9 protein-coding genes are annotated in these 21361 nt (G+C 62.5%); 6 read left to right on the top strand and 3 right to left on the bottom strand.

Going from position 1 to position 21361, the window contains the following annotated elements; translation table 11 throughout:
* Positions 1-8 precede the first annotated feature (8 nt).
* Genes IC235_RS02840 through IC235_RS02850 form a run of 3 tightly spaced genes read right to left on the bottom strand, consistent with a single transcriptional unit; the run spans position 9 to position 3607 of the window.
* On the bottom strand, positions 9-1376 hold the full coding sequence (locus IC235_RS02840) for a hypothetical protein (protein WP_191003647.1): 1368 nt from the start codon (positions 1374-1376) through the stop codon (positions 9-11).
* 20 nt (positions 1377-1396) lie between these two features.
* Entirely contained in the window at positions 1397-2851 is a 1455-nt protein-coding gene (locus IC235_RS02845) for a cellulose synthase family protein (RefSeq protein WP_191003648.1), read from the bottom strand.
* Between the two features lie 57 nt (positions 2852-2908).
* Positions 2909-3607, bottom strand: a complete 699-nt coding sequence (locus IC235_RS02850) for a glycosyltransferase family 2 protein (protein WP_191003649.1) — start codon at positions 3605-3607, stop codon at positions 2909-2911.
* A gap of 515 nt (positions 3608-4122) precedes the next feature.
* On the opposite strand from IC235_RS02850, the gene IC235_RS02855 reads away from it, so the two are divergent.
* The 6 genes from IC235_RS02855 (at position 4123) to IC235_RS02880 (ending at position 21203) form a co-directional block, all read left to right on the top strand.
* Entirely contained in the window at positions 4123-6846 is a 2724-nt protein-coding gene (locus IC235_RS02855) for a fibronectin type III domain-containing protein (protein ID WP_191003650.1), read from the top strand.
* A 287-nt stretch (positions 6847-7133) separates the two neighbouring features.
* Positions 7134-9560 (top strand): T9SS type A sorting domain-containing protein, encoded by a 2427-nt coding sequence (locus tag IC235_RS02860; protein WP_191003651.1) that lies wholly within the window; start codon positions 7134-7136, stop codon positions 9558-9560.
* A gap of 291 nt (positions 9561-9851) precedes the next feature.
* Complete coding sequence (locus IC235_RS02865) at positions 9852-12551, top strand: fibronectin type III domain-containing protein (protein ID WP_191003652.1); 2700 nt, start codon at positions 9852-9854, stop codon at positions 12549-12551.
* 284 nt (positions 12552-12835) lie between these two features.
* Positions 12836-15274, top strand: coding sequence for a T9SS type A sorting domain-containing protein (locus IC235_RS02870; RefSeq protein WP_191003653.1), 2439 nt, complete (start codon positions 12836-12838; stop codon positions 15272-15274).
* A 317-nt stretch (positions 15275-15591) separates the two neighbouring features.
* The gene (locus IC235_RS02875; RefSeq protein ID WP_191003654.1) at positions 15592-18009 is read left to right on the top strand and encodes a T9SS type A sorting domain-containing protein; all 2418 of its coding nucleotides are present in this window, start codon (positions 15592-15594) and stop codon (positions 18007-18009) included.
* A gap of 317 nt (positions 18010-18326) precedes the next feature.
* Positions 18327-21203: a T9SS type A sorting domain-containing protein gene (locus IC235_RS02880; RefSeq protein ID WP_191003655.1), complete on the top strand. Its 2877-nt coding sequence runs from the start codon at positions 18327-18329 to the stop codon at positions 21201-21203.
* The last annotated feature ends 158 nt before the right edge of the window (positions 21204-21361 follow it).

Here is a 21361-nt window from a genome sequence, read left to right on the forward strand (position 1 = left end):
AAAAAGACTCACGGCTCATTGCCCGTTGCCCGCGGGCGCAGTATTTCCGCGCTCAGAACAACCGCGGTAACGGCGTATTCTATTCCCACGAGCCACAGGTTTTCGGTGTAGGCACTGCTGCGGTAGGCAGCGTAGGAGAGGACGGCCAACCCGCCCCACACCGCCGGATAGCGGAAGCGCGACAGCACGCTCAGCCCAATCAGCAGGGTGAGGTACCAGGGGTGCACCGTGGTGGCCAGCGCGTAGTAAGCCGTTAACAGCAGCAGCAGCGTTTGGGGCAGCGATGCCAGCGTGGGGCGGCGCTCCCGGCTGGCCAGAACCAGCCCCAGCAGGCCGCTCCCCAGTGCCAGGGCCGGGCCCAGAATGGCAATTTCGTTGTAGCCGGTGAGCCAGTAGCCCAGGCCCCGCAGCACGTAGTAGATGCTCGCGTTAAACTCGAAGCTGCGGAAATACAAGGCCAGGCTGCGGCCGAGGTTAGTCAGCAAATCAACTGCGAGAAAGGGGCTGAAAAGCACCGCTAGCGTGCCCAGGGTAATGGCCAGGTAGGCCGCCAGCGGCCGCCCATTCAAACGCCGCAGCAGGAGCGGGAGCGCCAGTATCGGCAGTAGCTTGGTGGCGATGCCCAGCCCCAGGGCCAGGGCCGAAGCCGCCCCGCGCTGCCGGCTCAGCAGCCAACCAGCCAGCAGCAGAAAGAACAGTACCACACTCTCGAAGTGCAGGTTGCCGGTCAGCTCCACGATAACCAGCGGATGCAGCAGGTAGCGCAACGCTCGCGTCAAGGGCGCGCCACTGGCCGACAGCAAGGCCAGCAGCAGCCCCGCGCTGCCTATCTCGGCGGCCAGCAGCACCGCCCGCAAGGCGCCGGCAAAGCCCAGGTCCGAATCGGGGAACCAGCGGGCCGCGGCCCCGAAAATGTACTGGCAGACCGGGGGGTAAACCGAGTAGTAGTGCGGCGAATTCAACTGCCGGTACAGTTGCTGTAGCCGGGGCAGAACCCGGTTGCGCTGCTGTTCATCCTTGATGCTGGCCCGGGCGCCGTCGGCAATGATTTCATCGGGCCGAAATTGGAAGGGATTAACCCCGTTGGCTACCAACAGGCCGTCCCAGTGAAAGCGGTAAACGTCGTCGGACAGGGCCGGTAGGGCGGGCAGCCAAAGTAGCCGGAAGCCCAGCGCCGCCGCCAGCCCCCAGCGCCACGGCAAGCGGCTGCGCAGCAGCCAGGCGTAGGCCAGCAGGGCCACCGCCAGCAAGCCCAGCAACTGGCCGAACTGCGCCCGGGGCGTGGCGTACGCTACGCCCGCATAGGCCGCGCCGGAAAGCGCCAAGGCGGCAAATTGGGAAGGGGAAGGACGTTTAGCGGGCAATGGCAATGGCATGGGGGCAGAACCGGGCGTCTTTACCGGGCGTGGCGCCCCGAATAATAGCAGATAGCCGCAAAACCGACCGTGAGCAGCAGGTGAAACGGCAGCAGACCGGCATCGCCGAAATACAGCCCGGCCCCGAAGCCAAACCCAAAATACAGGGCCAGCAGGCCTTCCAGCACTTCCCAGGGGCCCACGCCGCCGGTGCGGTAGCGCCGCGGGCCCCGGCCGCCGGGGCCCGCCTTGGGCGTGCGCACGAACGGGGTGCGCTGGCCCAGCCAGCCCAGGGCCACGGCGCGGGCATTGTGCAGGGCCAGCCCCATCGAAACCGACAAAAACAGCAGGAAAAATCCGGGGTAAAAGCGGGCTTTGCCCGTGGGCCAGGCGAGTCGCCAGGCCGTGTAGTAATAATAAACAAGCGGTGCAAAGCCCACCAAAAACACCGAAGCCAGCCGGAACACGAGCTTGTACTCCGGGTAGTGCTCCCGCACGAACACCAGCGGCACGCTCAGCAGGGCCATGAGCAAAATCACCACGTACACGCTGCTGTTGAGCAGATGAAACGTGCCCTGCAGCTTAACGACCAGCGGCTGCGCCGAGCGCCACAGGGCGCCCAGGTGCTTACGGGCCGTTTCGGCCCCGCCTTTGGTCCAGCGGAACTGCTGCGACTTGAGGGCGTCCATGGCGGCGGGCAATTCGGCGGGCACCACAATCTCGGGGCGGTACACGAAGCGCCAGCCGCGTAGCTGGGCGCGGTAGCTCAGGTCGAGGTCCTCGGTGAGGGTGTCGGTGTGCCAGCCGCCGGCGTTGGCGATGCAGCGGCGGCGCCACACGCCCCCGGTGCCGTTGAAGTTGATGAAGAACCCGGCGAACGTGCGCCCCACCTGCTCGATAAGAAAGTGGGCATCCAACCCAAAGGCTTGCAGGCGCGTCAGCAGCGATTCCGCCTGGTTGAGGTGGCCCCAGCGGGTTTGCACCACGCCAATGTTTTCGTCCTGCAAAAAGAAGGGGATGGTGCGGCGCAGAAAGTCGGGCGCCGGCACGAAATCGGCGTCAAAAATGGCGATAAACTCCCCGTCGCTGGCGGCCAGGCCGTGGCGGAGGGCTCCGGCTTTGTAGCCCTCCCGGGAGGGGCGTCGTACGTGGCTCAGACGTCGTCCCCGCGCGATATGGTACGCCACGCGCTCGGCGGCCAGGGCCACGGTGGCATCGGTGGAGTCGTCCAGTACCTGAATATGCAGCAGCTCCGGTGGATAGTCGAGCGCGGCTGCGGCGTCAATGACGCGTTCGACCACGTTCTGCTCGTTGTAGAGGGGCAGCTGCACCGTTACGCGTGGCCACGCGGCGGGCACTGGTGGCCGGGGCAGGGGGGGAGCGGCGTAGGCCCGCAAGGCGAGGCGGGTAAGCTGCCATTGCCCTCCGCTGAAGCATAGAATGAACAGCAGGCACAGGCCGTATATCACCACCAGCAAAAGGGGCAGCAACGACATCAGGCGCGGAGACGGAAGGTGAAAAGCATGAGCAAGCGTAGCCGCCGGGTTGGCGGCTTACCAATACCGGAAAATGGTCCACAAAATTTTGTACCCCGCGCCCAGGGTGCCGCGCACCGTGCCCGAAACCTTGCTGGTGCCGATGCGCCGGCGGTACCGCACCGGCACTTCCACGGTGCGCAAGCCTTGCCGGGCCGCTTTTATCTGCATTTCCACTGTCCAGCCGTAGGTCTTGTCGGCCATCTGCAGGCCGAGCAGGGCCGGGGCACGAATGGCTCGGAAGGGGCCTAAATCGGTGAAATGGCCACCGTAGCGCAAGCGCAGTAAGCGGGTGGCCAGCCAGTTGCCGAAGCGCTGCTGCGGCAGCAGCGCACCGCGCTCCCGTTCGCCCAGGGCCCGGGAGCCGATAACCAGATCGGCCGTTCCGTGCAGCAGGGGAGCCAGTAGTTCCGGTAACTGTTCGGGGTAGTCGGAATGGTCGCCATCGAGAAACACCACGATTTCAGGCTGCACCGCGGCGGCTTTACCGAAGGCGTAAGCCATGCCCGCCAGGCAGGCGTAGCCATAGCCCGGGCGCGGCTCGCGGAGCACGGTGGCCCCGGCGGCTCGCGCCACGGTGCTGGTGTCGTCCGAGGAGTTATTATCCACCACGATGACTTCCTGAACCAAGCCCGCCGGAATCTCCGCTAGAACTAACCCAATGGCCTGAGCCTCGTTGTGAGCCGGAATGATGACACTGATGCGGGGCGGGGGCATGAAAACGGGTAAGGAGCCGAGTAGTGGCACGGGAGTTAAGCCCGGCAGCAACCGCTAACCGGGCCACAAAGATGCCGCCGTCGCTGTAAAGCCACCCAGTATGCCGGGCCATCCCTGCACAATGCTTTCGATTCGCCAGTTCGCTACCGATCCTAACCTGGGGGCAGCCATACGATTGCTTCGTCCTGCCGGGCCAGCCGGCTATGATTTCACCATAGGTTAGGTAGGGGCAATGCTTTGCTTTATTAATAAGAGATTGGCTCTTGCAGCTAATATCAACCCAAGGAGGCCGGATTTTTATCTCTTGAGCTTCAAGGCCAGAAGCTTCAGGTTCAATTCAGGGCCTCGACTGGCCCCTGGGAAAGACCTTATTATTTCAATAAAATAAGATGATAATGAATTAATATCATAGGAGTGATATTCCTGTAGAATGCTCCTATATTTGCCCTTACCTGATTGTTAGCACAGTATAAGTGCTTTCTGTTTCATTTTTTTTCATTTTTTAATCATCTACCATGACAACAAGCTTTTACGCGTGCTCTCTTAAGACTTCCGGCCAGTGGCGGCGGCTGACAGCGCTGGCGGTGGGGGTACTCCTGGCCCCGGGGGCCTGGGCCCAGATCCAGGTGCCGGCCGGCAACCCCAACGAGGGCACTAGCCGCCGACCGCTCGCAACCTACTACGGCTATGAGCGCGGCGCGCTAATTTACACGGCGGCCGAGATTGCCACCAGCGGCAACCTGACGCAAATTGCCTTCTATCTCGACGCGGTGAACACGCCGGGTGCGGCGCCCACGAAAGTGTACCTGAAAACGGTGAGCAACAGCACTTTTGCGGGGGCCACCACGGTGGCGGCCGAGGAAACGGGGGCCACGCTGGTCTACGACGCGACGATTCCGGCCGCCGCCTTTACGGCCAATACGTGGATTACCCTGCCCTTGACCACGCCCTTCGCCTATAACGGCACCTCGAACCTGGAAGTCATCGTCGAAACCAATGCCACGGGCGGGGGGAATGAACCCAGTACGGGTAAGGCCTTCCGGTACGCGTCAACTGGGGCCGGTAACAACCGGGCGCAGTTTTGGGCGGCCGACAACACGGCTCCCACTGGAACAGGGGCGCTAAGCCTGCTGCGGCCCAACATCCAGCTCACGGGCCTGGCCCCGCTGACCTGTCTGCCGGTAACTGCCTTGAGCGTAAGCAACATTACCCCGACTTCGGCGCAGGTAGGGTTTACGCCCGGGGCCAGCAATACCAGCTATACGGTCACGTACACCCGGACCGGGGGTACGCCCACGACGGTGACGCCAGCGCCGACCGCTTCGCCCGTGAACCTGACGGGCCTCACGCCCGGATCGGGGTACACGGTGACGGTCGTGGGCAACTGCGGCGGCGGCGGCACGGCTCCCGTGGCAACTACTACCTTTACCACGCCGTTGACTTGTGGGCCCGTCACGGCCTTGAGCGTGAGCAATATCACCCTCACTTCGGCCCAGGTGTCGTTTACGCCGGGCAACGGCAACACGAGCTATACGGTGACCTACACGCCGGCCGGGGGCACGCCCACGACGGTGACGCCGGCGCCGACCGCTTCGCCCGTGAACCTGACGGGCCTCACGCTCGGAACGACCTACACGGTGACCGTAGTAGGCAACTGCGCGGGCAGCACCACCTCTCCCGTGGCAACTGCTACTTTCACCACGGCTAGTCCGCCGCCGGCCAACGACGACTGCGCCGGGGCCACTTTACTGGCTACCGCGGCAACGTGTACGCCCATGATGGCCACCAACCGCGGGGCGACCGCTTCGACGGGAGTACCTGCGCCAAGCTCGGCGGCGGGGGGCTGCTTCGTGGCAAATACCCCGGTTACTAACGACGTCTGGTATCGCATCGTCGTGCCGGCTTCCGGCGCGTTTACGGTGACGACCAGCGCCGTGACGGGCTCCCCTCTGAATGATACGGGGATGACCTTGTATACGGGCACCTGCGGGGCGCTGACGGAAGTCGCTTGTAGTGATGATCAGAGCGCCAGTAATTTCTTCTCGAGCACTCGGGCCGTTGGCCTGACCCCAGGCGCTACGGTTTACGTGCGGGTATGGAGCTTCGGGACCACGCCGACCGGACCGTTCGGCATTTGTGCCGTAAGCACCCCCAATAACGACGCGGCCATGCGAGCCATCTACACGTTGGGCAAGGTGCCCACCGGGGTTGCTCAGGCGGCACAAGCCGTTGTCACCAACGTTGGTGCCCAAGCCCTAACCAATGTCGCCGTGACGCTGACCGTTAGCGGGGCGACGAGCTTTACCAACACCCAAACCGTGGCCACCCTGGCCCCCGGCGCTTCCACGACGGTCTCTTTCGCACCTTATACGTCCAACACGGCTGGCACCAACACCTTAACCGTGGCGCTGGCCGCGGATGATGTGGCCACGAACAACACGCAGACGTATGCGCAGATCGTCACAGCCAATACCTTCAGCTATGTGAATAATACGGTGCCTGATCCTAACGAAAGTGTTGGATTTGGTGCGACCACGACCGGGGCGTTCGTGGCGCGGTACAACACCCCGGTGGCCCGCTCGCTGACGGGCATCACGGCGGGCTTGGGGGACAATAACAGCGTCGGCCAAACTGTGTACGGGGTGGTCGTGAACTCGAGCGGTGGGGTACTGGCCCGCACGCCCAATTATGTGGTCACGGCGGCCGACATCGACCGGCGCAAAACCTTTGTCCTGACTACGCCGCTGCCCATCGCGGCCGGCAACTTTTACGTGGGCCTGGTGCAGACGGCCGTAACCGGCGGTGGCGTGCGGTATTTCCCGTTAGCGACGCTGCCAGAAGACCCCACCCGCCCCGGTACCTTTTTCGGTATAGCCCCCTTCTCGCCTACGACGGGAGGGACGCTCAGCGATGCGGCCTCAAGCAACTTGGGGGCTTTTGTCCTGGAAGCGGAAACCAGTGTGATCTCGAGCAGCAGCAGCGCGGCCTTGTCGGCCGCGCTATCAGTGTACCCGAACCCGAGCACGGGGCAGGTCACGCTCGAGCTCCGCGAGGCCAAAGCGCAGGGTCCGCTGCAGGTGCAGGTAACTAATCTGCTCGGGCAGGTAGTGCACACGGCGGTCGTGCGCGACAACGCTCAGAATAAGCTGGACCTGTCGGGGCTGGCCGAGGGCGTGTACGTGTTGCGCGTGCAGACCGGCTCGCAGTACACCATCCGCCAACTCGTGCTTACCAAGTAAGCCCGCGCGCAATGCTTGCGCGTCTGAAGTCAACAAAACATCCTCGCCTAAAAAAGGCGGGGATGTTTTGTTTTGGCCACTGGGGTGCGTTGGCGTTGCAACTCATCCTCCGTTGGATTAAGCAGCACGCGCTTGAACAGAGGCGGTATTTCCCCGGCGTATCCAGCCAGCACCAGCAAGCGAATAAATGTTGGAGTATTAATGATTTAAACTATATTGGGCTTTTATTGACCATCTCGGTCAAGGCGTTTCTTTTCCTCATTTTTTTCATTTTTCATTCCTCCTACATGAAAACAAGGTTTTACGCATGCTCTCTCAAGACTTCCGGCCAGTGGCGGCGACTGACGGCTCTGGCCGCGGGGTTACTCCTGGCTCCGGCAGCCTGGGCCCAGATCCAAGTGCCGGCCGGCAACCCTAACGATGGCACTAGCCGCCGCCCGCTGGGGACTTATTATGGGTACGAGCGGAGCGCGCTGATTTACACGGCGGCCGAGATTGCTACCAGCGGCACCCTGACCCAACTGGCCTTCTACCTCAACGCGGTGAACACGCCGGGTGCGGCGCCCACGAAAGTGTATCTGAAAACGGTGAGCAACAGCACTTTTGCGGGGGCCACCACGGTGGCGGCCGAGGAAACGGGGGCCACGCTGGTCTACGACGCGACGATTCCGGCCGCCGCCTTTACGGCCAATACGTGGATTACCCTGCCCTTGACCACGCCCTTCGCCTATAACGGCACCTCGAACCTGGAAGTCATCGTCGAAACTAATGCCACGGGCGGGGGGAACGAAGGCCTTACAAATAAGGCCTTCCGCTACACTATAACTAGCGCGGGCGGCAACCGGGCCCAGTTTTGGAACGCTGACAACACGGCTCCCGCTGGCAACGGCATACTGAGTCTGCTCCGGCCTAACATCCAGCTTACGGGCCTGGCGCCTTTGACCTGTCCGTTCGTAACTGCTTTGAGCGTGAGTAACATTACCACCTCTTCGGCGCAGGTATCGTTTACGCCTGGGGCCGGCAACACCAGCTATACCGTGACGTACACGCCCGTGGGCGGGGCTACCACCACGATCACGCCGGCCCCGACGGCCTCCCCGGTGAGCCTGACCGGGCTGGCGGAAGGAACTACCTATACGGTGACTATCGTGAGCAATTGTAGTGGTGGGGCTTCCCCCTTGCTGACTACTTCCTTCACCACGGCCATCACTCCGCCAGCCAACGACAACTGCGCGGTCGCTACCGTCCTGGCTCCTGCGGCCGCTTGTACGCCCACCATTACTACTAACCGTGGGGCAACTACTTCCACGGGGGTCCCGCCGCCAAACTCCAGCGCGACGGGGTGTTTTGTTGCTAATACGCCCGTTACTAATGATGTCTGGTATAGTATCGTGGTACCAGCTTCCGGCGGAGTTACGGTGACGACCAGCGCCGTGACGGGTTCCCCTCTGAATGATACGGGGATGACCCTGTATACGGGCACTTGCGGGGCGCTGACGGAGGTGGCTTGTAGTGATGATCAGAGTTCCACTAATTTCTTCTCCAGCGCTCGGGCTATTGGCCTGACGCCCGGCTCCACGGTTTATGCACGGGTGTGGAGCTTCGGAACCACCCCAACCGGGCAGTTCGGTATTTGCGCGGTGCCCGTGCCCGCTAATGACGCGGCCGTGCAAACGATCTATGCGATGGGCAAGGTGCTCAACGGGGCTTCTCAGGTAGTACAAGCCGTCATCACCAACACCGGCGGGCTGCCGCTCAGCGCCCGGTCCGTGACGCTGAGCGTGACCGGCGTCACGACTTTTACCAACACCCAAACGATAGCTACGCTCGCTCCTGGCGCCTCTACTACAGTCTCCTTCGCGGCTTATACGCCCAATACGGTCGGCACGAACACGCTGACGGTGACGCTGCCCACGGATGACGTGGCCACGAACAACGCGCGGACTTATTCCCAGTTGGTAACGACCAATACGCTTTCCTATCTTGTTAACGGCCAGCCCGTGACGGCGAGCGTAGGAGTGGATGGCTCCACCCCGGGCGGCACCTTGGCGGTCAAGTACCTGAACAGCACTACTGCCACCCTCGGCGAGGCCAAGCTGAGCTTCTTGGCTACTGCGGTCACGCCCTCGACGTACCAGGTAGTGGTGCTTAACGCGACCCCGGCGGGCTTGCCCGGGGCGGTCGTGTTTACTTCGCCGACCCTGACTCGGCCTACTGCCGCGGGCGTGGTGAGTGTGCCCCTGACGGGCACGACGGTCACCGGCCCGTTCTTCGTGGGCCTCAAGGAGGTTTCCGGCAACGTAGGCATTGGCTACCAAGTAGAAGACCCGTTGCGCCCGGGTATATTTTACTACCAATTATCCGCTGGTGGTCCTTGGCAGGATGTAAACACCACGCCGCTAAAAACCCGTCTGGGCATCGAGGTGACCTTCAGCACGGTGTCGGCGAGTAGCAGCGCGGCCTTGTCGCAAGCCATCTCGGTATTCCCGAACCCGAGCACGGGACGGGTCACGCTTGAGATCCGCGAGGCCAAAGCCCAGGGTCCGCTGCAGGTGCAAGTGACCAACCTGCTCGGACAGGTGGTGCACACGGCCTATGTGCGCGACAACGCCCAGAACCCGTTGGACCTGTCGGGACTGGCCGAGGGCGTGTACGTGCTGCGCGTGCAGACCGGCTCGGAGTATACCATCCGCCAGCTCGTGCTCACCAAGTAAGCCATCGCGCAATGCTTGCGCCTCAATAACCCAAAGCAACGCATCCTCGCCCCAAAAGGCGGGGATGTTTTGTTTTTGGCCGCTGAGGTGCGTTGGCGTGGTAGCTCATCCTCCGTTAGGTGGAGCAGCACGCGCTTGAACAGACGGCTGGCGGTATTTCCCGGCATGTCCAGCCAGCACCAGCAAGCGGATAAATATTGGAGTGTTAATGATTTATACTATATTGTGCTTTTATTGACCATTTCAGTCAAGGCGTTTCGCTTCCTCATTTTATCATCTCATTCCTCCTACATGAAAACAAGGTTTTACGCATGCTCTCTCAAGGCCTCGGGCCCGTGGCGTCGGCTGACGGCATTGGCCGCGGGGGTATTATTGGCCCCGGCGGCCTGGGCCCAGATCCAAGTACCGGTGGGCAACCCCAATGATGGCGCTGCCCGCCGCCCGCTGGGGACTTATTTCGGCTACGAGCGCAGCGCGCTGATTTACACGGCGGCCGAGATTGCCACCAGCGGCACCCTGACCCAATTAGCCTTCTACCTGAACACCGTGGGTACGCCCGGAGCAGCCCCCACGAAAGTGTACCTGAAAACGGTGAGCAACAGCACTTTTGCGGCGGCCACCACGGTGGCGGCCGAAGAAGCGGGGGCCACGCTGGTGTACGACGCCACGATTCCGGCCGCCGCCTTTACGGCCAATACGTGGATTACTCTGCCCTTGACCACGCCCTTCGCCTATAACGGCACCTCGAACCTGGAAGTCATCGTCGAAACTAATCCCATGGGCTCGGGGAATGAAAGCAGCACTACTAAGGCCTTCCGCTACACCACAACTGGCGCGGGTAACAATCGGGCCCAGTTTTGGTCTGCCGACAACACGGCTCCCGCTGGCAACGGCATACTGAGTCTGCTCCGGCCCAATATCCAGCTTACGGGCCTGGCGGCTTGGACCTGTCTGCCAGCTACGCCCTTGAGTGTGAGCAATATTACTGCTACTTCGGCGCAAGTATCGTTTACGCCGGGCAGCGGCAATACGAGCTACACGGTCACGTACACGCCGGCCGGAGGCACGCCCACGACGGTGACGACCCCAACTTCGCCCGTGAACCTGACGGGGCTCACGCAGGGAACGGCCTACAGGGTAACGGTCGTGGGTAGCTGCAGCGGCAGCACCACGGCCCCGGAGGTGACTGCTTTTTTTAGTACGCTGTTGGCCTGTGCGCCCGTCACGGCCTTGAGTGTGAGCAATATCACCCTCACTTCGGCCCAGGTATCGTTTACGCCCGGCAACGGTAACATGAGCTATACAGTGCGCTATACGCCGACGGGAGGCACCACCACCACGGTGCCGGCCCCGGCTTCGCCCGTAAGCCTGACGGGACTGACGCCTGGAACGATCTACTCAGTGGCAGTCGTGGGTAACTGCACCGGCGGCACCACTTCCTCCACTACTACTGCTGCCTTTGTCACGTCGCCGGCCAACGACGAGTGCGCCGGGGCCACCTTGCTGACGGCCACGGCCACGTGTACGCCCATTACGACCACCAACCGCTCAGCGACCGCTTCGACGGGAGTGCCCGCGCCCAGCTCCACCGCGATGGGCGGGTGCTTTCCGGCTGGTAGCCCCGTCAGTAATGACGTCTGGTATCGCATCGTCGTGCCGGCTTCCGGCGGGCTTGCCGTGACGACCAGTGCCGTGACGGGTTCCGTTTTAACGGATACGGGGATGACGTTGTATACGGGCACGTGCGGAACGCTGACGGAAGTCGCTTGTAGTGATGACCCGAGTTCCACCAATCCCTTCGCTAGTATTCGGGCTCTTGGCCTCACGCCCGGCGCCACGGTCTATGCGCGAGTCTGGAGCAAAGGAACCACGCTGACCGGGCCATTCAGTATTTGTGCCGTAACCATCCCCACTAATGACGCGGCCGTGCGGGCCATCTACACGTTGGGCAGGGTGCCGATCGGGGTTGCCCAGGTGGTCCAAGCCGTCGTCACCAACGTCGGTATTCAAGCTCTCACGAACGTGCCCGTGACGCTGGCCGTGACCGGGGCCACGACCTTTACCAACACCCAAACCGTGGCCAGCCTGGCGTCCGGTGCCTCCGCGACGGTCTCCTTTGCGTCTTATACGCCCACCACGGTCGGCACTAATACCTTGACCGTGAGCCTGCCCACGGATGACGTGGGTACGAACAACGCGCAGACGTATGCGCAGATCATCACGACTAATACCTTCAGCTACGTGAATAATAGCGCCCCTACCAGCAGGGTTGGATTTCCTGCTGGCACCACCGGGGCTTTTGTGGCGCGGTTCAACACCCCGGTCGCCCGCTCGCTGACCGGGATCACGGCTGGTTTGGGGGGCAATTCTACCGTCGGTCGGACCGTCTATGGCGTGGTGGTGAACTCGAGCGGTGGGGTGCTGGCCCGCACCCCGGATTACGTGGTCACGGCAGCCGACATCGACCGGCGCAAAACCTTCGCCCTGGCTACGCCGCTGCCCATTGCCGCCGGTGACTTCTACGTGGGCCTGGTGCAGATGCCCGCTCCCGCTGGGGGCGCGGCTTATTTCCCCCTCAGTACAGTGCCGGAAGACCCCACCCGCCCCGGCACCTTTTTTGAGATTTCTCCCTTCTCGCCTACGACGGGGGGCACCCTCGCCGATTTAGCCTCGAACAGCTTTGGGGCTTTTATCCTGGAGGCTGAAGCGAACATTATCCTGGCGACCAACAGCGCGGCCTTGTCGGCGGCGGTGTCGGTGTATCCGAACCCGAGCCCGGGACGGGTCACGCTCGAGGTCCGCGAGGCCAAGGCCCAAGGCCCGCTGCAAGTGCAGGTAACCAACCTGCTGGGGCAGGTGGTGCACACGGCGGCCGTGCGCGACAACGCTCAGAATAAGCTGGACCTGTCGGGGCTGGCCGAGGGCGTGTACGTGTTGCGCGTGCAGACCGGCTCGCAGTACACCATCCGCCAACTCGTGCTTACCAAGTAAGCCCGCGCGGTTTTGGCCGCTAAAGGCTAAGCAACGCATCCCCGCCCCGAAAAGGCGGGGATGCGTTGCGTTTGGCCAGTCAGGGGCGGGAGGGGCCATTACCGGTTAGCTGGAGCAGTTGGCCGTTGAGCAGACGGCTGCTTGTTTGGCGAGGGGGAGTGCCAGAGCGGCCCCAGCAGGTACGCAGGATTTGGGGTTCTGGTAATTTACACTATATTGATCTTTTGTTGGCCATTCCGGTCAGGGCGTTCCCTCTCTTCCTTTTATCATTTTATTCCTCTCACATGAAAATAAACTTTTACGCACTCCCTCTCGCTATTTCCAGCCAGTGGCGGCAGTTGGTGGTGCTGGTGGCGGGGGTGTTGCTGGCCCCGGCGGCTGCGGCTCAGATTCAAGTGCCGGCCGGCAACCCTAACGCTGGCACCGGGCGCAAGCCTCTCGCCACCAATTTTGGGTACGAGCGGAGCGCGCTGATCTACACGGCGGCCGAGATTGCCACCAGCGGCACTCTGACCCAGCTGGCCTTCTACCTCAACGGGGCGAGCCTGCCCGGGGCCACGCCGACCAAAGTGTACTTGAAAACGGTGAGCAACAGCGCTTTCGCGGCCCCCACCACGGTGGCGGCCGAGGAAGCGGGGGCCACGCTGGTCTACAACGCGACGATTCCGGCCGCCGCCTTCACCGCGAATACCTGGATTACCCTGCCCCTGACCACGCCCTTTGCTTACGACGGCATCGCCAACCTAGAGGTCATCGTCGAAACCAATGCCACGGGCAATGGGAGTGAAGGCGGGGCCGCTAAAATATTCCGTTACTCCTCAACTGGCGCGAGTAGCCGTCGGGCCCAGTTCTGGGAGAGTCATAACACGCCTCCCGCCGGAATGGGCGTCTTGAACCTGCTCCGGCCTAATATTCAGCTTACGGGCCTGACGCCTTTAACCTGTCTGCCCGTAACGAATCTGAGAATGAGCGGCATTACCTCGATTTCGGCCCAGGTATTGTTTGCGCCCGGAGCTGGCAACACCAGCTATACCGTGACGTACACCCCCGTGGGCGGCGCCACCACCACGGTGCCGGCCGCCGCTTCCCCCGTGACCCTGACGGGGTTGACGCCCCAAACGACCTACACGGTTACCGTCGCCGGCAACTGCACGAGTAATGGTGTTTCCCCCGTGTCGACTATTGCCTTCACCACGGCCAGTCCGCCGCCGGCCAACGACGACTGCGCGGCCGCCACCGTCCTGACTCCCGCAGCCCTTTGTACGCCCCTTATTACCACCAACCGCGGGGCCACCGCTTCAACGGGGGTACCGCCGCCCAAATCCACCGAGATGGGAGGGTGCTTTCTGACTGGTACGCTCATTATTAATGACGTTTGGTATAGTATCGTGGTACCCGCTTCCGGTGGAGTTACGGTAACGACCAGCGCCGTGGCGAGTTCTTCCTTAGATGATACCGGGCTGATTCTGTACACGGGTACCTGCGGGGCGCTGACGGAAGTGGCGTGTAATGAGGACCAAAGCACTACCGATTTCTTCGCCAGCGCCAGTGTCGGCGGCCTGACGCCCGGCTCCACGGTCTACGCCCGGGTATGGAGCTATGGAGTTACTGGGCAATTTGGCATTTGTGCGGCCCCTCTGCCCGCTAACGATGCGGCCGTGCGCGCCATCTATGCGTTGGGCCGGGTGCCGGCCGGGGTTTCTCAGGTGGTACAAGCCCTCGTCACCAATACCGGCGGGCTGCCGCTAACTAACCTACCCGTGAGGCTGAACATTATCGGCGGCACGGTGCTTACGGAAACCAAAACGGTAGCCACGCTCGCGCCCGGGGCCTCCACCACGGTATCCTTCACGCCTTATATGTCCAACGACATCGGCAATAACCAGCTGACGGTGAGCGTGCCGGCGGATGGTGTCAGCACGAATAATTCGCAGATCTATACCCAGCTCGTGACGACCAATACGTTCAGTTACGCGAATACTACGGTACCCAGCCAAATTGTTGGATTCGGCGCTACGACCACCGGGGCTTTTGTGGTGCGGTACACCACCCCGGTCGCCCGCTCCCTAACGGGCATCACGGCGGCTTTGGCCGACAATAACAGCGTCGGCCAAACCGTCTACGGCGTGGTAGTGAGTTCGACCGGTGCGGTCGTTGCCCGCACGCCGGATTACGTGGTCACGGCGGCCGACATCAATCAACGCAAAACGTTTGCCCTGGCTACGCCGCTCGTCCTTGCCGCCGGTGACTTTTACGTGGGCTTGGTGCAGACCGCTGCTTCCATTGGCCGCCCGCGTTACTTTCCGCTGAGTATACTCCCAGAAAATCCCACCCGCCCAGGTACTTATTTCGCTGTTGCTCCTTTTTCGGCTGCTACGGGGGGAACCCTCGTTGATGCCTCCTCGAGCAGCTCAGGGGTTCTCATTGTGGAAGCTGAAACGAGCATGGTATTGGCGAGCACCAGCGCGGCCTTGTCGCAAGCCATCGACCTGTTTCCCAACCCTAGCACGGGGCGGGCCACGCTAGCTATTCGCGAGGCCAAGGCCGTGGGTCCGCTGCGGGTCGAAGTGACCAACCTGCTGGGCCAAGTCGTACACGCGGCCGCCGTGCGCGACAATGCCAAAAACGAGCTGGACCTATCGGGGCTGGCTGCGGGCGTGTACGTGCTGCGGGTGCAGGCTGGCTCGGCCTACAGCATCCGCCAACTCGTGCTCACCAAGTAGGAGGGAAGAGGGCGCGCGTCTTGCACGGCCGCAATCAAGACCGCCTCGCCCACAAGAGGCGGTCTTGATTGCGGCCGGGGGACGGGGGGTGCATGCCTTGGGATCATTTCCGCTAACATCACTGCCGGTCGCGTTGAGGAGAAGGCCGCTGCAAGGGCTACGCCTGGCCGGATTGCTGGTGTGAGGAGGGCAAGGGCGGGTAGGGGCCGACAAGCTAGTTTGGGCATTTCGGGAACTTACACTATATTGAGCTTTTATTGATCATTTAGGTCAAATCGTTCCTGTCTTACCTCCTTTCATCCCTTAATTCCTTTTGCATGAACACAAGCTTTTACGCGCACCCTTCCAACGCCTCCGGCCAGCGACGGCGGCTGGCGGCCCTGGCGGCGGGGCTGTTCCTGGCTCCCGCGGCCTGGGCCCAGATTCAGGTGCCGGCCGGCAACCCCAATGAGGCCTCTGACCGCCGCCCACTGGGCACTTATTACGGCTACGAGCGCAGCGCGCTGATTTACACGGCGGCCGAGATTGCCACCAGTGGTAACCTGACCCAATTAGCCTTCTATCTCAACGAGGTAGGTGCGGCCGGAGCAGTCCCCACCAAAGTATACCTGAAAACGGTGAGCAACACCTCTTTCGCAGGGCCTACTACGGTCGCCGCTGAGGAAACGGGAGCCACGCTGGTCTACGACGCCACTATTCCGGTTGCTTCCTTTACCCCGAATACGTGGATTACCCTGCCCTTGACCACGCCCTTCGCCTATAACGGCACCTCGAACCTGGAAGTCATCGTCGAAACCAATGCCACGGGCGGGGGGAATGAACGCATCGCCGCCAAATCCTTTCGTTACGCTTCAATTGGCGCGAGTATCCGCCGGTCCCAGTTTTGGTCTGCCGATAACGCCGCTCCCGTTGGAGTAGGCGCGCTGAGCTTATTCCGGCCCAATATTCGGCTCACGGGCCTGACGCCTTTAACCTGTCTGCCCGTAACTGGCCTGAGGGCGAGCAGCGTGAGCCCAACTTCGGCGCAGGTATCGTTTACACCCGGGGCCGGCAATACCAGCTATACGGTCACGTACACCCCCGTGGGTGGCACGACCACGACGGTGTCGGCTGCCGCTGCCCCCGTGAGCCTGACCGGGCTGACGCCCCAAACTACCTACGTGATTACTGTCGTGGGTAACTGCACTAGCACGAGTGCTTCGCCCGTGTCGACTACCTCCCTGACCATGCCGCCGGCCAACGACGACTGCGCGACCGCCACCGTCCTGACTCCCGCGGCCCTTTGTACGCCCCTTATTGCCACTAACCGGGGGGCGACCGCTTCGACGGGAGTGCCCCCGCCCAAATCCTCCGCGATGGGTGGGTGCTTTCCGGCTGGTACCCCCGTTAGTAACGATGTATGGTATAGTATCGTGGTACCCGCTTCGGGCGGGTTTACGGTAACGACCAGCGACGCGTTTGACTCAGGTGCAAACGATACCGGCATGACGCTCTACACGGGCACCTGCGGGGCGCTGACGGAGGTGGCGTGTAGTGATGATGAAGGGGCGGGAAATGCCTTCTCGAGCATTCGGGCGGTTGGTCTGCCGCCCGGCTCCACGGTCTACGCGCGGGTGTGGAGCTACGGGACTACGCCGACCGGGCCGTTCGGCATTTGCGCGGTGCCCGTGCCCACTAATGATGCGGCCGTGCAAGCCGTCTATACGCTGGGTAAAGTGCGCATTGGGGCGCCCGTGGTAGTACAAGCCGTCGTCACCAACGGGGGTCTTCAGCCGCTAACCAACCTGCCGGTGACGCTGAGCGTGAGCGGGGCCAGCGCGTTCACCCATACGCAACTCGTGGCCACGCTCGCGCCCGGGGCCTCCGCTACGGTTTCCTTCGCGCCCTATACGCCCAGCGCCGTGGGCAGTAACACCGTGACGGTGACGGTGCCCACCGATGACGGGCCGACGAACAACGCGCAGACTTATGCGCAACTGGTGACGGCCAACACGCTGGCCTATCTCAGCGATGGCCAGCCCGTGACGGGGAGCGTAGGATTGGGTGGTACGGATCCCGAGAGGATGTTGGCGGTCAAGTACGAGACGGGCATGGCCGCCACCCTGGGGGAGGCAAAGCTGAGCTTCCTGGCTGGTGACGGCACGACGCCCACGTATCAGGTGGTGGTGCTCAGCGCGACGGCGGCCGGCCAGCCCGGGGCAGTCGTGTTTACTTCGCCGACCCTGACTCGGCCTACTGCCGCGGGCGTGGTGAGCGTGCCCCTGACGGGCACGAGCGTCCCGGGCACGTTCTTCGTGGGCGTAAAGGAGGTTTCCGGCAACGTGGGCATTGGCTACCAGGAGGAAGACCCCCTGCGCCCGGCTACCTTTTACTTCCAGGGATCGGCTACTGCCCCCTGGCGGGATATAAACACCACGTCAATAAAAGCCCGTCTGGGCATCGAGGTGACCTTCAGCACGGTGTCGTCGAGTACCAGCGCGGCCTTGTCGCAGGCCATTTCGGTGTACCCGAACCCGAGCCCGGGTCGGATCACGCTGGAGATCCGCGAGGCCAAGTCCCAGGGCTCGCTGCAGGTGCAGGTGACCAACCTGCTCGGGCAGGTGGTGCACACGGCCCGCGTGCGCGACAACGCCCAGAATAAGCTGGACCTATCGGGTTTGGCTGAGGGCGTGTACGTGCTGCGGGTGCAGGCTGGCTCGGAATACACCATCCGTCAACTTGTGTTTACCAAGTAAGCCGTGGTGCGGTGTCCTGCGCCGCCGAAGGCCAAAGCATCTCCAGCCCGGAAGGCCGAGGGCGCTTTGGCTTCGGCCAAGGACTTCGCTGGCTCCAGCTCTATCATTCTGTTTCTCTCTTTCTATCTCACGACCCGTTGCGTCCGGGAAGGGGCGGCTGAAAGAAGCTTCTCCTTGCTGTATTGCCGGGTGCGTGGCCAACAAACGGCGGCCGAGGGAGTTCTAGTGCTTTGCTGACCTTAAACTATATTGAGCTTTTATTGAGCATTTAGGTTAAGACGTTGCCTTTTCACTTCTCACCCCTTCATTCATTTCGCATGACTACACAGTTTTACACACGCACTGCGTCCCGCTCGGGCCAGTGGCGACGGCTGGCGACGCTAGCAGTGGGGTTACTCCTGGCCCCGGGGGCCTGGGCTCAGATTCAGGTGCCGGCCGGCAACCCCAACGTCGACACTGGCCGCAAACCGCTGGGAACCGATTCCGGCTACGAGCGGAGCGCGCTGATTTACACGGCGGCCGAGATTGCCACCAGCGGCACTCTGACCCAACTAGCCTTCTACCTCAACGCGGTGGGAGGGGCGGGGGCCGCGCCGACCAAAGTGTATCTGAAAACGGTGAGCAACACCTCTTTCGCGGCCCCTACCACGGTGGCGGCCGAGGAAGCGGGGGCCACGCTGGTGTACGACGCCACGATTCCGGCCGCTTCCTTCACGGCCAATACCTGGATTACCCTGCCCTTGACCACGCCCTTCACCTATAATGGCACGTCGAACCTGGAGGTCATCGTCGAAACCAATGCCACGAGCCAGGGGAATGAAGGCTTTGCATCGAAGGCTTTCCGCTACTCTTTAACTGGGGTGAGCCGCAATCCGGCCCAGTTTTGGGACAGCGATTTCACGGCTCCCGCCGGAGTGGGCACGCTGAGCCTGATCCGCCCCAATATCCGGCTCACGGGCTTGGCGCCTCTGGCCTGTCCGCCCGTAACCAGCTTGAGCGTGAGCAATGTTACCGCCACCTCGGCGCAGGTATCGTTTACGCCCGGGGCCGGCAACACCAGCTATGCGGTCACGTACACCCCCGTGGGCGGCGCGCCCATCACGGTGCCGGCCACCACTTCCCCCGTGAACCTGACCGGGCTGACGGAAGCAACTGCCTACACGGTGGCTATTGCCGGTAACTGCACGGGCGGCACCACCGCTCCCCTGGCACCCACCTACTTTATCACGCCGCCGGCCAACGACGACTGCGCCAGCGCCGCCGTGCTGGCCACCACGGCCACGTGTACGCCCACGACTGCCTCCAACTTCGGGGCTACCGCTTCCACGGGGGTGCCCCCGCTAAGGCTCTACACGATGGGTGGGTGTTTTGAAGCCGGTGATCTTGTTAGCAATGACATCTGGTATCGCGTCGTCGTGCCCCCTTCCGGCGGGTTTACCGTCACGACCAGCGCCGTGACGGGCTCCCCCGTGTACAATGTGGACCTAGCCCTGTACACGGGCACCTGCGGCGCGCTGACGGAGGTCGCTTGTGATGATAACACCGGGGACGGACAGTTCGCCAGCGCCCAGGTTAATGACCTCCCGCCCGGCTCCACCGTGTATGTGCGGGCCTGGAGCTTCGGGGTCACGCCGACCGGGCAGTTCGGCATTTGTGCGGTCCCTAACCTCATGCCGCCGTCTAATAATGAATGCGCTACTGCCACCGTCTTGACTCCAGCGGCCACGTGTACGCCGACTATTACCACCAACCTCGGGGCTACCCCTTCCACGGGAGTGCCGCCGCCAACCTCGTCCGATACGGGGTGCTTCGCGGTTAATACGCCCATTAATAATGACGTTTGGTATCGCATCGTCGTACCCGCTTCCGGCGGGTTCACGGTGACGACCAGCCCCGTGCCGGGTTCAGATGTAGAGGATACCGCTCTGATCGTGTACACGGGCACCTGCGGGGCGCTGACGGAGATAGCCTGTAGTGATGATACGGATGAGGATTCTTTCTCCAGCACCCGTGTTGTCGGCCTCACGCCGGGCTCCACGGTCTACGTGCGGGTGTGGAGCTACAGGACCACGCCCACCGGGCAGTTTGGCATTTGCGCGGTGCCCGTGCCCGCTAATGACGCGGCCGTGCAAACGATCTATTCGATGGGCAAACTGCCTACCGGGGTTCCCCAGGCAGTACGAGCCGTCGTCACCAACGCCGGCGGGCTGCCGATAACGAGCCTATCCGTGACGTTGAACGTTACCGGCGCCACCACGTTTACCAATACCCAAACAGTGACGACGCCCCTCGCGCCCGGCGCCTCCGCTACGGTATTTTTCCCGCCTTACACGCCCAACACCGTCGGCACGAACACGCTGACGGTGACACTGTCGGCGGATGACGTCCCGACCAATAACAGCCGCGTATACACGCAGCTCGTCACGGCTAACACGTTCAGCTACGCGAATAATACGGCGCCTGATCCTGGCGATAATGTTGGGATTGGTCCCTTCGGCACCGCGGCTTTCGTGGCGCGGTACACCACACCGGTCGCCCGGTCGCTGACGGGGATCACGGCGGCCTTGGCCGACAATAATACCGTCGGCCGGACTCTGTACGGCGTGGTCGTGAACTCGGGCGGCGCGGTGCTGGCCCGCACACCCAATTACGTGGTCACGGCGGCCGACATCAATCGACGCAAAACTTTCCCTCTGGCTACGCCATTTCCCCTTGCCGCCGGCGACTTTTACGTGGGCCTGGTGCAGACGCCGTCTGCCAGTGGCCAATACTCCCCACTGGCAACTCTGCCCGAAAACCCGACCCGACCCGGGACCTTCTTCAGGATTGTCCCCTTCTCGGCGTCTACGGGGGGAGTACTCGAAGATTTGGCCCCGAACAACTTTGGGGTTCTGGTCCTGGAAGCTGAAACAAACATTATTCTGGCCAGCAACAGCCCCGCCTTGTCGAAAGCCGTCTCCTTGTTTCCCAATCCCAGCAGCGGGCAGGTGACGCTGGAAATCCGCGAGGCCAAGGCCGCGGGCGCGCTGCAGGTGCAAGTCACCAACCTGCTGGGCCAGGTTGTGCACACGGCCACCGTGCGCGACAACGCTCAGAATCCGCTGGACCTGTCGGCCCTGGCTGCGGGCATGTACTTGGTGCGCGTCCAGGCCGGCTCGGCCTACACCCTGCGCCAGCTAGTGCTCACGAAGTAAGGCGGCGCACTTGGTGCTACCATACGACAGACAAAGAGTCCCCGCCCCGAAAAGGCGGGGACTTTTTCTTTTACGCCGCGGGGCCCGCTAGTCACCTTGCCAAGCGGATAGTTCCGGTAGGAGTGGCTTTGCCGGGCCTGCATTTCGGACCCGTTTCT

Source organism: Hymenobacter montanus (assembly GCF_014699115.1).
In the GTDB taxonomy this organism is placed as follows: domain Bacteria; phylum Bacteroidota; class Bacteroidia; order Cytophagales; family Hymenobacteraceae; genus Hymenobacter; species Hymenobacter montanus.

Coding starts and splice junctions, on each gene's coding strand:
- IC235_RS02840 (WP_191003647.1), bottom strand. CDS start 1,376: ATGCCATTGCCATTGCCCGCTAAACGTCCTTCCCCTTCCCAATTTGCC.
- IC235_RS02845 (WP_191003648.1), bottom strand. CDS start 2,851: ATGTCGTTGCTGCCCCTTTTGCTGGTGGTGATATACGGCCTGTGCCTG.
- IC235_RS02850 (WP_191003649.1), bottom strand. CDS start 3,607: ATGCCCCCGCCCCGCATCAGTGTCATCATTCCGGCTCACAACGAGGCT.
- IC235_RS02855 (WP_191003650.1), top strand. CDS start 4,123: ATGACAACAAGCTTTTACGCGTGCTCTCTTAAGACTTCCGGCCAGTGG.
- IC235_RS02860 (WP_191003651.1), top strand. CDS start 7,134: ATGAAAACAAGGTTTTACGCATGCTCTCTCAAGACTTCCGGCCAGTGG.
- IC235_RS02865 (WP_191003652.1), top strand. CDS start 9,852: ATGAAAACAAGGTTTTACGCATGCTCTCTCAAGGCCTCGGGCCCGTGG.
- IC235_RS02870 (WP_191003653.1), top strand. CDS start 12,836: ATGAAAATAAACTTTTACGCACTCCCTCTCGCTATTTCCAGCCAGTGG.
- IC235_RS02875 (WP_191003654.1), top strand. CDS start 15,592: ATGAACACAAGCTTTTACGCGCACCCTTCCAACGCCTCCGGCCAGCGA.
- IC235_RS02880 (WP_191003655.1), top strand. CDS start 18,327: ATGACTACACAGTTTTACACACGCACTGCGTCCCGCTCGGGCCAGTGG.